This is a genomic window from Rothia sp. P4278, from assembly GCF_048512945.1.
GTDB lineage: Bacteria > Actinomycetota > Actinomycetes > Actinomycetales > Micrococcaceae > Rothia.
This window is the reverse complement of record NZ_JBLXXU010000001.1, coordinates 397,831-411,047: the sequence shown is the minus strand read 5'-3', so window position 1 is coordinate 411,047 and position 13,217 is coordinate 397,831. Positions and strand designations below refer to the sequence as shown.

Here is a 13,217-nt window from a genome sequence, read left to right as displayed (position 1 = left end):
TTACTCTTGGCCTGAGGGCAGAACGCGCACCCGCAGATCCTCTTGGGAGGGAGTCCACAGAGCGGGATCAGCGGTTACCTGCTCACCGGAGCGGATGTCTTTGACCTCGTGCTTGAGCTGGCCGTCCTCACCCTGTGAGGTGAACCAAACAAAGGGGATTCCCCGCTTTTGAGCGTATTTGATCTGCTTACCGAATTTGGCGGCGGTAGCTGAAACCTCGCAGGCAATTCCGCGTCCGCGGAGAGCATCTGCAAGGTCCTGGGCATCTGACCACATCTGATCGTTGGTCAGGGCAATAAGCACCGCCGAAGGTACCTTACGGCTAGGGGCAGCGAACCCCTGTGAAAGAATGCGGGCAACCAGGCGGGTTACACCGATTGACAGGCCCACACCGGGGTAGGTCTTCTTACCGTTTGAAGCTAAGGACTCGTAGCGCCCGCCGGAGCAGATGGATCCGAGCTGTTCGTGGCCCACCAGCACGGTTTCGTAGACGGTACCGGTGTAGTAGTCCAAACCGCGCGCAATAGAGAGGTCAGCGACAACACGACCGGGGGCACGCTTTGCCGCTTCGCCAATGACCTCTGTGAGCTCAGCAAGGCCTTCCTCCATGAGAGGATCGGTTACACCCAGAGCACGGACCTGCTCCACAAAACCGGTATCTTCGGCGCGGATAGAGGCCAGAGAGAGGGCGGCCTGGGCCTGCTCATGGCTAGCTCCCAACTCGTCTTTCAGGAGCTGGGCAACAGCCTCGGCACCAATCTTTTCGAGCTTGTCGATATTGCGCAGAACACCAGCGGTATCGGTCAGGCCGATTCCACGGTAGAACCCCTCGGAGAGCTTACGGTTGTTGACCCGTAGTTTGAACTCTGGGATAGGTAGCTTAGAAAGCGCATCAACAATGACGAGAGCCAGCTCAACGTCGTAGCGGAAAGGTAGAGCACCATCGCCCACAACGTCGACGTCGGCTTGAGTGAACTCACGCGCGCGGCCCTCCTGGGGGCGCTCACCACGCCAGACTTTCTGAATCTGGTAGCGCATAAAGGGGAAGTTCAGGTAACCAGCGTTCTCCACCACGTAGCGAGCAAAGGGAACGGTCAGGTCGAAGTGTAGGGCAAGCTTTTCTTTTGTGCCGGAGCGGGTCTGGTCCTCATCGTCTAAGAGACGTGAAACGGCATAGACCTCCTTATCGATATCTCCCTTGCGCAGGAGCTGTTCGATAGTCTCTACAGAGCGGGTCTCAATCGACGAAAAACCGTGAAGCTCAAAAGTCTCGCGTAGGGTATCGAGAACATAGTTCTCTACTAGACGTTCCTCGGGTAGGTGCTCCGGGAATCCAGAAAGTGATTGTTTGCGAGCCATGCGCTCCCCTCATATCGGTACATTAGTTCTTTAGGTGCTCATAAAAGCACAATCCATTCCATACTAACTGCCGCTACCGCTGGACAGCTAATCACAGAGTGGATCACCGTTAGCTCGTGCCTAATGGTGATCAGAAGCAAGGTCATGGGTCAGGCATCACCACAAACCCGCTTAAACACGCTATGCTTGTCTATGCACCAGCTGTGCCCGATAGATTATTGTCTTTGGCAGGTTTACCTGCGCGACAACCGGCCCTATCGATTCGCCCCGGCTTTGGTGCGCTTTTCATTACCTGACGGGCGCTGAGCCCACACTATTGACGCGAAAAGAGTTATAGCGGTGACTACACAATCCGACGACACTAACCTCCCTGTTGACCTTGAAAAGGCCCGCCAGTTTGGCCGCGTAGATGAAGACGGTCACGTTTTCGTCATCGTAGATGGCGAAGAATTTGCTGTTGGCCAGGTACCCGGCGCTTCAGCCGACGAGGCACTCGCCTACTTTGCTCGCAAATTTGAAAACTTTGAAGCACAGGTTGCTCTGCTTGAAGACCGCGTTGAGCGCAAAGCTAAGGCCGCTGATTTGCAGAAGGCTGCTGCCCACCTGGGCCAGCAGGTTGCTGCCCGCAACATGGTAGGTGACTACGCCGCCCTGCAGGAACGCCTTGTCCTTCTTGTTGGCAGAATTAATGAGCGCGAAGAAGCCGAAAAAGTAGAAGCCGCTGAAGCCCGCGAAGCCGCTCTAGCTGCCCGTGAAGCTATCGTGTCAGAAGCCGAAGCTATCGCTGACCAGGACGATTCCAAGATTCACTGGAAGAACTCCCACGCCCGTATGAACGAGTTGTTCGATGCCTGGAAGCAGACCCAGCGTGAACACCACCTGGCAAAAAGCGTTGAAGATGAGCTGTGGAAGCGTTTCCGCGCCGCCCGCACCACCTTTGACCGTCGCCGCCGCGCCCACTTCTCCCAGCTCGATGAGGTCAATGCCAAGGCCAAGCGGGTTAAGGAAGCTCTCATCGCTCAAGCTGAGGCACTTTCAACCTCCACCGACTGGGCCGCTACTGCTGCTAAGTACCGTGACCTCATGGACCAGTGGAAGGCAGCTCCCCGCGGTACCCGCAAGGAAGATGATGCTCTCTGGGCCCGTTTCCGTGCGGCTCAGGATATCTTCTTCGATGCACGCACAGCGGTTAACGCTGAGCTTGATAAGGAGTTTGAAGCTAACCTGCAGGCCAAGGAAGCATTGCTGGAAGAGGCAGGCACCATTCTTCCTGTCACCGACCTGCCTTCTGCCAAGAAAGCCCTCCAAGGAATTCTTGACCGCTGGGAGCAGATTGGCCGTGTCCCCCGCAACTCGGTTCGCCGTGTTGAGCAGGAACTGCGTAAGATCCAGGACGAAATTCACCGTGCTGAGAACGATAAGTGGCAGAAGACTGACCCCGAGAAGCAGGCCCGTGCCAACTCCATGCTGACCCAGCTCGAAGATACCATTGCCGGCCTTGAAGCCGACCTGGCCAAGGCTGAAGCAACCGGTAACACCCAGAATATTAAAAAGGCGCAGGCCGCTTTGGATGCTCGCAAGCAGTGGCTAGAAACTCTGAGGGCTTCATCTGCTGAGTTCGGTGCCTAAAAAGCGCATAGGTTGTTTTACCTTGCATCATGTGACGTGAGGTCCCCGTCTACCCACCTGTAGACGGGGACTTTTCTGTGGATTTTGCCTGTTTTATCCACAGAATTATGTAGACCCCTGTTGGGGCCAGCTCCCAGCTGATAAAACTGTGCCATGACACATCGGCTCAACATTCTTGATGAACTGCCCCTCCCAGTGGCTCCGGGTAAGAACCGCCCCCAATCGGCGATTGACTGTTTAGCGCACAGTGCTGAGTTTTTACCCACACGGGGCTCTAGCCCTGGCCTACCCAGCACAAAGATCTCGGTGGACGAGAGCGGCTACCTGATCACTGCCGGAAGACTCGGGCTAAGTACACCGGAATGGCAGAAATATCGGCAAGAACAAGGCCTCATCAACCTGCATCATGATATCTGGGTTAGCCCTGACCAACCGGTCACTCGGGCGCTCCGGGCTGAAAGCCTGGCCGCCGTGGCACCAGCAGACTACCTGTACCGAATCCGTTTTTCACGGTTAAGTGCGGCCTGGGTGCTGGGCTACACACCCCAGTTTCCGTCAGGGCGCATAGACATCGACTACAGCAGAGATAACCGGTGCAATCTGCCCCGGGCCTACCGAGCCCGTTTTGCTGCCCACCAGACCACCGTCATCCCCTATGACTGCATAACGATCGGGCCTATCCGTGTTACTAGCCCACTGCGCACAGCGGTAGACCTGGTCAGCTACCACGACCAAGTGGAGCACCTGGACGCGGTAAGGGCTATTCTTCGGGACCCGCAGAACACCGTAAGCCCTCAGCTTTTCCTTAAGGCCTTGGCCGACAAGCCAAACCTGCGCCGCAGTAGCTATCTAAGAGCCCAACACCTGGCCCAGCAGTGCCTCAAGGGAGGTACAAGCAGGCAGGATGAGCCTAATCGCTCTTACCCCCGAGTAGCAGGCAAGTCCAGCTGGCAAACCTAGAGCAGGCAGCCCCGTGCAGGAACCCTAGTTTCCCTCTTGAACGGGGCGGGAGCCGGTAAGACGATAGGCCCTGAAAATGCCGTGAACATTACGAATCTGGTTAAGCAGATGCTCAAGCATAAAACGATCAGCCAGTTCCACCGTGTAGCGGTTAACCACAAAGCGGTCGTCACTGGTGTGAACCTTGGCGTCTACAATGTTGCACCCGGCCTCGGAGATAACTCGGATAGTGTCAGACAGTAGAGCCTTACGGTCAATGCCCTCCACCTGAATAGATACACGGTACACCGAGTTACCATTAGCCGCCCACTCAACCGCCGTTTGTCGGGGATCATCCTGCTGGCTCAGGACATTCGGGCAGTCTACCCGGTGAACAGAAATACCGTGGAGTCGGGTCACGATACCGATGATTTCATCGGGCGGAACCGGTGTGCAACAGCGGGCAATTTTGGTCAAAATGCCCTCAGCACCCGGTACCACTACACCATTGTCGTCACCAACCGATCTACGTTCAGTGACCAGTGAAGTATCAAAGCTGCCCGGCTCAACCGCCTGGTGGGTTTCCTCTTCACCGTAGTAGAGGCCAACCAGCGAGGTAATAACAGCCTGGGTTTCGACTTCTCCCTCGCCCACTGAGTGGTAGAGGGTTGCAAGGTCATGCTTGTGTAGGTCCTGGGCTACCTGCAGCATCAGCTCCGGGGTCATCATCTTCGTCAGCGGTAGCTCATGCTGACGCATGGCGCGGATAAGGCGCTCCCGGCCCCGGTTCACCGCCTCCAGACGGCGGCCCTTAGCGTAGTGCTGGCGGATTTTGGTGCGGGCCTTGCTGGTACGGACGAACTTGAGCCAGTCTTCACTGGGCTGGTGATTCTCGTCCTTGGTGGTCATAATTTCCACCGATGATGCCGTCTCAAGCTGGGTGTGCAAGGGTACCAGCTTACCGTTGACCTTAGCGCCAATGGTACGGTCGCCCACCTCAGTGTGGATGGCATAGGCAAAATCAACGGGGGTGGAACCTGAGGGTAAGCTAATTGGCTTGCCCTTGGGAGTCAGAACAACAATCTCGTCGGTTTCCAGAGTCTCGGCTAGCTGTTCATAGAACTGTGCAGATTCCGGGTTGGAGCTAGAGATCTCGGAGATGCTTTGAAGAATACCGATGCTGAAAGCCGCGGTGTTGCTCCCGGCTTCCTTGGGGTGGGACTGTGCGTCAATCTTCTCACCGCGTGATGCGGCCTTATAACGCCAGTGGGCCGCTACACCGTACTCGGCCTCCTCGTGCATCTTAAAGGTACGGATCTGGATTTCAAGAGGCAGATCACCAGGACCGTTTACCGTCATATGCAGAGACTGGTAGTGGTTGTGCTTGGGCTGCTTAATGTAATCCTTGAAACGGCCCGGCACAGCTGTCCACAGCGACATAACGTGCCCCAGCGCCGTGTAGCACTCGTCCACAGACTCAACCATCACGCGAACGGCCAAGATATCGTTAATCTCGTCGAAGCTCTTGCCCTTGGTCTTCATCTTCTGATGAATGGAGTAGTAGTGCTTGGGGCGGCCTGTGACGGTAGCGTCAATGCCAACCTGCTTGAGCCGGTCTTCGATAGTGATACGGGCTTGGACCAGATATTTTTCGAGCTTGGGGGTTCGCTCCCCCACCATACGAACAATTTCGCTGTAAATATCCGGGCTCATGGCCGCAAAAGACAGGTCTTCGAGCTCCCATTTGATGGTGTTCAGGCCGAGCCGGTGGGCCAAGGGAGCGTAGATTTGCAATGTCTCTTCAGCTTTTTTGGCGGCTGATGCGCTAGAGACAAAGCGCCAGGTTCTGGCGTTGTGCAGCCGATCTGCCAGCTTGATGAGCAGAACGCGAATATCCTTGCTCATGGAAAGCACCAATTTGCGGATTGTTTCAATCGGGGCGTTCTCACCGTAGGAAACCTTATCGAGTTTCGTGACACCGTCAACCAGGTAGGCTACCTCTTCGCCAAAGTCCTCTGTCAGTTGTTGGTGCGTATATTCGGTGTCCTCAACAGTATCGTGTAGCAAGCCTGCTACGAGTACCGGCCCGGTTGCACCGATCTCAGCCAGAATGGTGGTGACGGCAACGGGGTGAGTGATATAGGGATCACCGCTCTTACGTTTCTGCCCGCGATGGTAATAGTTAGCGACCTGAAAAGCCCGTTGGAGTACCTCAAGGTCCTCCTCCGGGTGATTTTTCTTAACGGTACGAATTACAGGTGCAAGCACCGGCGAGAAACGCGGGGCATTCTCGGGGCCGTGAACTCTATCGCTCCCAAAGACAAGACGGGTGGGAACGCGACCCGAGGCAGACATCACACGATGGGAGCCGCGAACAGGTTTCTTAGCGTGCCCTGCGGGTACCTTTTGGCTACCTTCTTCAGACCGGCTCATATGGAACACTCCCCTTAAAACTTTATTCTGCGTGTGTGGGTCTATTTTAGTTGAAAAGCTGGGCCGAATGTGGCCAAGGACGCTCATGTTCCGCAGGTAGGTAGTCGGTCAAACTATTTTATCTGTTAAGACAGTGGGGTCGGGTAGAAATACATCTACCCGACCCCTAGCCAAGTTTACTGCTCTGCCCCCTGAGCTACTTGAGATTAATGTGCTGAACAGAGATCAGCACAGGGTCCACTTCTTCTGCAGCCTGGGCATTCTCCTCTTGCTGCGTAATCTCACCAGCGCCTACCTTGGCAACCAAGGCATCGTGCTCCTTGACTGACTTCTCGCGCAACCGCAGAGCGGCGTAGGCTGGGGCTGCCACAAAGAGCGTTCCGGCGGTACCGACGATAATGCCGATAAAGAGCGCCAAGGACAAATCCTTCAGGGTACCAGCGCCTAGAAGGAGCGCACCGATAAAGAGAATCGAGCCCACCGGCAGGATACCCACGATGGAGGTATTGATAGAACGAACCAGAGTTTGGTTGACAGCAAGGTTGAGTTGCTCGCCAAAGGTTGTGTCCTGGCCTTGATCAAGGTTAGCGGTATTCTCACGAATCTTGTCGAAAACCACTACCGTGTCATACAGCGAGTAGCTCAAAACGGTCAAGAAGCCAATGATTGCACTCGGAGTGATCTCGAACCCAATCAAAGCGTAGAGGCCAACAGAGGTAATGATGGTGAAGAGCAAACCCGCAATAGCCGATAGGGACATCTTCCAAGTACGGAAATAGAGAGCCATACCTACCATGACCAGTCCAATGAACCATGCCAGACCCACAAGGGCCTGCCTGGTAAGGCCCTCACCCCAGGTGGGGCCCACAAACGATGAGGTCACCTTGTCACTACCTACACCGTAGGCTTTTTGCAGAGCCTGGCCAACTGCTAAAGTTTCGTCGTCGGTGAGCTCACCCATCTGAGCGCGAATAGTGCCATCGGCAATGTTGGTAACGCGCACATCACTAGCTTCGGGGGCGGCCTGGGCGATAGCCTGCTCACCTACAGCAATATCGGTGTTCTGGGTTTGGGAGACAGTAAATTCAGAACCGCCCCGGAACTCGATACCCAGGTTAAAACCGCCACGGATAAACGGGACGAGAGCGGCCGCTACAGTCATCAAAAGAGCTATGGTCAGTAAGCGCTTACGCAGAGCTACGAAGCCGAACGACCGGCGCCCTGAGTGAAGATCATTGCCAAACTGAGCCAGTACATTAGCCACGATTGGCCTCCTCGTTCTTGGGTGACTCTGCTTCTTCCGAAGTGTTTTCCTGTTCCTGCTTTTCAGCGGCCAAGCGTTCGAGTCGCTTGCGCTCAGCTAGGCTGAGACGTTCTTGGTTTTCCTGGACGGTACGGACGCGTCCGGCACCACGGTAAAGCGGAGTTGAGCCCAGAGCCACAGGGTCCATGCCCGAGAAACGCCCGCCCCTAGCAAAGTAGTCCTTACGCCCCAGCAGAACCATCACCGGGTGGATAAAGAGGAAAGTGATGATCAGGTCCGAAACGGCGGTAAGACCGAGGGTAAAGGCAAAGCCTCGCACGTTACCCACTGACGCGAAGTAGAGAACCACAGCGGCAAGGAGGTTGACCGCCTTAGAAGCCATAATCGTCCGTTTCGCCCTGTGCCAGCCATGATCAATGGCCGCTGGGATCGTTCGACCTGTCCGAATCTCATCGCGGATACGCTCAAAGTAAACGATGAAAGAGTCAGCCATCAGGCCAATAGATACGATCAGACCGGCTACACCTGCCAAGGAGAGGCGGTAATTCATCACGTAACCCAGCAGAACGATAACACCGTAGGACAGTAAACCCGCCACCAAGATTGAGGTGATATTGACTAGGCCAACCAGACGGTACTGGAAAAGCGAATAGACAAAAACCAAGAGCAGGCCGATCAGGCCGGCGATCAGACCCATCTTGAGTTGTTCAGCACCCAGGGTAGCCGAAATCTGCTGCTCCGACTGAATGGTGAAGCTGATGGGCAGCGCCCCATATTTAAGCTGTTCAGCAAGGTTCTTTGCAGTTTCCTCAGTGAAGTTACCGGTAATCTGCGGCTTACCATCAGAGATCACGGCCTGGGTTACAGGTGAGGACAGAACCTGCCCGTCAAGCATAATTGCGAACCGTGCCCGTGCATCAGAAGGGTTGGCACCACGAATAGCATTCAGGCGGGTGGTGACGTTCTTAAAAGTTTCGGTAGCAGCGGGGTCAAAGACAATGTTTACCCCCCATTGACCGGTCGAGATTCCGGTGGAGTTTGTGACCGGCGAATAGCTAGCGGTCTCAATATCGGTACCGTTAATTTCGATGGGACCCAGAATATATTTCTCTGTCCCATCGGTAGAACAGGCAACAATAGCCGCCCGGGGATCCTGAGCGGAAGTATCAACATGAGCCGGGAGGGTGCAGTCCAGAGCCTCATACTGCCGCCAAAGTTCAGAAGTTACCCAATTAGTATCCGAGCCATCAGCAGGTTCAGCCGTGGGCTTGGGCAGGGCATCTTCTGCAAGAGCCTTATCAGCGGCAACAGCTTCCGCTGGTCCTGCGCTGATGACCGCACGGAAGCTCATCTGGGCTGATGTCTGTATCAGGTTGCGTGTCTCCGGGCTCAGGGTTCCGGGAACGGATACCACAACATTCTGCCCTGACTGGGTGGTAATCTCGGCTTCAGCAACACCTGAACCATCCACACGCTGGCGGATAATCTCAACGGCCTGATCAAGCTGTTCCGCCGTAATGGTACCGCCCTCAGCGTCATTAACCTGGGGTGCCAAAATAAGCTGGGTGCCGCCGGACAGATCAAGTGCAAGTTTAGGTAACCAGCTACCGCCCGAGGATGTGGTGCTGAAAATACCACCGGCAACGATAAGCAAGACAAGCGCCATGGAAGCAAGTGCTCCCCTAGCCTTGGCTACGGTGGCTGTCTTAGCCATGAATGCCTCTTCTTTTCTACAAAATAGTGACTGGAAGGTGAAAAGGCGCGCCACCGTGGACAGATGGCGCACCTTTGAAGTGTGATTAGTTAGTTGGCCGGGTCATCGTCAACCTGACCCTCAAGTGTGGGTTTGGTTTGCGCTGCTGATTCCTCGGCGGGCTTGTTGCTCTGCTCAATGGTCGTTACAGTCATCAGGTGAACTTTAACGACGGTGCCGGGAGCGATTTCCAGGTAAGCAACGTTTTGCTCACGATCCAGGGAATCAAGGGTGCCAAAAAGACCGAAATTGGTCATTACCTTAGTGCCGGGAACCATGGTTTCCTGCCGCTCTTTAAGCTGTTGCTGAGCCTTTTTAGCTCGGCGGGCCGGAAGCACGATAAGAATAATCATCATCAGGCCAAGGAGCAGGAACATAAACAGGGGTGAACCGCTTTCCACTGGTGTCCTCTTATCTTTGGGATAGGGTCAAGAAACTAAATTCCTATTCTATGCCAGAAAGCTGAGCTAGGACCCAACGACAGGGCCAGCACTCCCTATTTTCGTCACTAGGGAAGTTCAGGAGGCTCCAGGCCCAGGTGTTCCCAAGCAAGCGGTAGTGCCACACGCCCCCTGGGGGTCCGACCTATGAGGCCTTCTCGCACAAGATAGGGTTCAGCAACGGTTTCCACGGTTTCGGTTTCTTCACCTACTGCAATTGCCAGGGTGGAAAGCCCCACCGGGCCACCACCGAATTTGGTTATCAGCGCTGTCAGAACAGCCCGATCGAGCCGGTCAAGGCCACGCTCATCGACCTCATACATATTGAGGGCGGTAGCTGCTGCGGCAGCGTCTATGCGCTGGATGCCGTGAACCAGAGCCCAGTCCCGCACTCGACGCAAGAGACGGTTAGCGATACGGGGTGTACCGCGTGAACGGCCAGCAATTTCGGCAAAGCCCTCGGAAGAAATATTGAGTTCCATGAGCCCTGCTGACCGTCGGATAACGCTTTCCAGCTCAGCAACAGAGTAGAACTCAAGGTGACCGGTGAACCCAAAACGGTCACGGAGCGGACCGGGTAGTAGACCAGCGCGCGTGGTAGCCCCCACCAGGGTAAAGGGCGGCAACTCAAGCGGGATAGAGGTAGCGCCAGCGCCCTTTCCCACCACAATATCGACCCTAAAATCTTCCATAGCCATATAGAGCATTTCCTCAGCGGGCCTACTCATACGGTGAATTTCATCCAAGAAGAGAACTTCACCGGGAGTCAGGGACGAAAGAATAGCAGCCAGATCACCCGAATGTTGTATAGCCGGGCCGCTGGTAATTCTGAGCGGGGCATCCATCTCGGCTGCAATAATCATAGCCAGTGTTGTCTTACCCAAACCGGGTGGGCCAGAGAGCAAGACATGGTCTGCTGAGCGGCCACGCAATTTTGAGGCTTCCAGAACGAGCGAAAGCTGTTGACGCACCCGGTGCTGACCCACAAAATCATCAAGTGATTTGGGGCGCAGGGCGGCCTCAATCATCTTCTCTTCTGGCTCTTCGTCCATAGAGACCAGCCGGCCTCCGGGGGCAGGCCCGTCTGCGTTGGGAAATTGACTCATGCTTTTTCTGGCTTCTTAAATTCGAGGGGAAGGCAACAAGAAATTCTAGCGGCCGGTTGTGCTCTGGTTGCCCAGGGAAGCAAGCACGGAGCGGAGGGCTTGGGCAAGGCCCATAGTCTCGGCCTTGGGGTTATGTTCGATAAAGGACTCGATAGCAGCTGCGGCATCCTTTTCATTCCAGCCCAGGCTGGTCAGGGCATCTTGTACCTGGGGTTTCCAGCTAACGCCCTGGTTGATGGGTAGCTGATCGCTGGCACCATCGGCGAGGATTAGCTTACCTGCCAGCTCTAGCACAACACGTCGCGCCCCCTTGGGGCCGATACCGGGCACCCTGGTAAAGGCCTTATCGTCACCGGTAGCAACAGCCCGTTCAACCTCGGCAGGAGTGTGTACACCCAACACGGCCAAGGCAATACGGGGGCCAATACCCGAAACCGAGAGCATCATGTCAAAGACCTCACGCTCAGCGGCCTCAGCAAAACCGTAGAGAGTCATAGAATCTTCGCGCACAATCATGGTGGTAAGCACGGTAGCCTGCTCCCCCAGCCGTAGATGGGAGGCAGTTCGGGCGGTTAAGTGCACAAGCATGCCAAAGCCATTGACATCAATAACGGCAGTATCGAGGCCCAGGTGGGTTACCGTACCGGTGAGAGAGCTAATCATAGAAACAGTCTATTCGAATATATGTACTAAAACAAGGTGGGTTTATGAGCGCCGAGCACGCGACTCAGCTTCTAACCATGCCTTTTGGGCAGGCGTTAGCTGCCCAGAAAGCCGGGAGGCAGCAGGCTGGGACCCCTGGTGGGTTTGGGTTTTGGCGGCCATATTAATGCCCGAACCAATGCTACCCCCACGCCAGCCGTGACAAATCGCGAGGGCTAGAGCATCGGCGGCATCGGCAGGTTTGGGCATGGTGTCAAGGCCCAAAATTCTTGTGACCATTCTGCCCACAGAGGCCTTGTCGGCCCGGCCTGAACCTGTCACAGCGGCCTTAACCTCGGAGGGCGTATGGAAATGCACCGGTACCCCGCGCGCCGCAGCCGCCACTATCACCACACCAGAGGCATGAGCGGTACCGATAACGGTATTCACTTGCTCCTGCGCAAACACACGTTCAATGGCCAGAGCGTCGGGCTGGTAGGTATCGAGCCATTCTTCCGCTGCCCGAAAAATCTTAAGAATGCGCTGGTCAAGACTTTCGGCCGCGGCCGTTCCGGACACCCCCACCTTGACAAAGTGAGCCTGCCGGTTGGCTGTCATATCAATCAGGCCAAAACCGCACCGGGTCAAGCCCGGATCCACACCTAAAATACGGGCAGCGCCCGGAACCCGCTGCACAGCGGTTTCCGGGCGCCGGGTTGAGGTGCTGGCAGGTACAAGCCTGCCGGTTGGTACACCCTTGACCATTGCTAGGTTTTACTCAGCTTCCAACTCGGCCATAACAGCCTCGTTGATATCGGCGTTGGAGTAGACGTTCTGAACGTCATCAAGTTCTTCAACGGCATCAGCCAGCTTAAGGAACTTCTTGGCGCCCTCTGCGTCCAGATCCACATTCATGGTGGGGCGGAAGACGGGGTCATCATTGTTGTATTCCAGCTCAGCATCAACCAGAGCCTTACGGATAGCAGGCAGGTCAGTTGCCTCGGAGACAACGGTGAAAACGTCGCCCTCGTCGATAACTTCCTCAGCACCGGCATCGAGAACAGCCATCAGCACGTCGTCCTCGGTCAGGCCGTCAGTCTTGGCGACCTCAACAACGCCCTTGCGCTCAAAGAGGAAGGCTACAGAGCCGGAGTCTGCCATGGTGCCACCGTTGCGGGTAACAGCTGTACGAACTTCTGCCGCGGCGCGGTTGCGGTTATCGGTCAGACACTCAATGTAGAGAGCGGTGCCCTGGGGGCCGCGAGCCTCGTACATGATTTCGGTGTAGTCAATGGCTTCACCGGTCAGGCCAGCACCGCGCTTGATTGCGCGCTCGACGTTATCGTTGGGAACAGAGTTCTTCTTAGCCTTTGAAACAGCCAGATCAAGGGCGGGGTTACCGGCCGGGTCGGGGCCACCCATGCGCGCAGCAACTTCAATTGCCTTGATGTACTTGGCAAAGGCCTTGGCGCGCTTGGCGTCAATAGCGGCTTTCTTGTGCTTGGTTGTGGCCCATTTGGAATGACCTGACATGATTCTCCTTGTGCTTTTGAAGTTCCCGGCTATGCGGGCACCTTTTGACGCGTTCTATTCTAGCGATTTCGGCTCTGCTTCGCAGAACCCCTCAGCATGGGCCCTGTCTTCGGGTCCCG

General features: G+C 55.6%; 11 protein-coding genes. 2 read left to right on the top strand and 9 right to left on the bottom strand.

The window, feature by feature from the left end; translation table 11 throughout:
• Positions 1-1,359: a histidine--tRNA ligase gene (gene hisS / locus ACN085_RS01840; RefSeq protein WP_419110393.1), complete on the bottom strand. Its 1,359-nt coding sequence runs from the start codon at positions 1,357-1,359 to the stop codon at positions 1-3.
• A gap of 339 nt (positions 1,360-1,698) precedes the next feature.
• Here hisS and ACN085_RS01835 point away from each other — a divergent pair, with 339 nt between their 5' ends.
• Complete coding sequence (locus ACN085_RS01835; RefSeq protein WP_419110392.1) at positions 1,699-2,988, top strand: DUF349 domain-containing protein; 1,290 nt, start codon at positions 1,699-1,701, stop codon at positions 2,986-2,988.
• Between the two features lie 153 nt (positions 2,989-3,141).
• Positions 3,142-3,948, top strand: a complete 807-nt coding sequence (locus ACN085_RS01830) for a type IV toxin-antitoxin system AbiEi family antitoxin (protein ID WP_419104539.1) — start codon at positions 3,142-3,144, stop codon at positions 3,946-3,948.
• Positions 3,949-3,972: 24 nt separating this feature from the next.
• On the opposite strand, the gene ACN085_RS01825 is transcribed toward ACN085_RS01830, so the two are convergent.
• The 8 genes from ACN085_RS01825 to ACN085_RS01790 form a co-directional block, all read right to left on the bottom strand.
• A complete protein-coding gene (locus ACN085_RS01825; protein ID WP_419110391.1) occupies positions 3,973-6,360 on the bottom strand; it encodes a RelA/SpoT family protein in 2,388 nt (795 codons plus the stop codon).
• Positions 6,361-6,556: 196 nt separating this feature from the next.
• Positions 6,557-7,624: a protein translocase subunit SecF gene (secF, locus tag ACN085_RS01820; protein ID WP_419110390.1), complete on the bottom strand. Its 1,068-nt coding sequence runs from the start codon at positions 7,622-7,624 to the stop codon at positions 6,557-6,559.
• Positions 7,617-9,338, bottom strand: coding sequence for a protein translocase subunit SecD (gene secD, locus ACN085_RS01815; RefSeq protein WP_419110389.1), 1,722 nt, complete (start codon positions 9,336-9,338; stop codon positions 7,617-7,619). Before secD ends, secF begins: the two co-directional genes overlap by 8 nt.
• Positions 9,339-9,427: 89 nt before the next feature.
• Complete coding sequence (locus tag ACN085_RS01810; RefSeq protein ID WP_419110388.1) at positions 9,428-9,778, bottom strand: preprotein translocase subunit YajC; 351 nt, start codon at positions 9,776-9,778, stop codon at positions 9,428-9,430.
• 107 nt (positions 9,779-9,885) lie between these two features.
• The gene (gene ruvB, locus ACN085_RS01805; protein ID WP_419099631.1) at positions 9,886-10,923 is read right to left on the bottom strand and encodes a Holliday junction branch migration DNA helicase RuvB; all 1,038 of its coding nucleotides are present in this window, start codon (positions 10,921-10,923) and stop codon (positions 9,886-9,888) included.
• Between the two features lie 45 nt (positions 10,924-10,968).
• Positions 10,969-11,586, bottom strand: coding sequence for a Holliday junction branch migration protein RuvA (ruvA, locus tag ACN085_RS01800; protein WP_419099630.1), 618 nt, complete (start codon positions 11,584-11,586; stop codon positions 10,969-10,971).
• Between the two features lie 42 nt (positions 11,587-11,628).
• Positions 11,629-12,330: a crossover junction endodeoxyribonuclease RuvC gene (gene ruvC, locus ACN085_RS01795; protein WP_419110387.1), complete on the bottom strand. Its 702-nt coding sequence runs from the start codon at positions 12,328-12,330 to the stop codon at positions 11,629-11,631.
• A gap of 9 nt (positions 12,331-12,339) precedes the next feature.
• Entirely contained in the window at positions 12,340-13,098 is a 759-nt protein-coding gene (locus ACN085_RS01790) for a YebC/PmpR family DNA-binding transcriptional regulator (protein ID WP_419099628.1), read from the bottom strand.
• Positions 13,099-13,217: the final 119 nt, after the last annotated feature.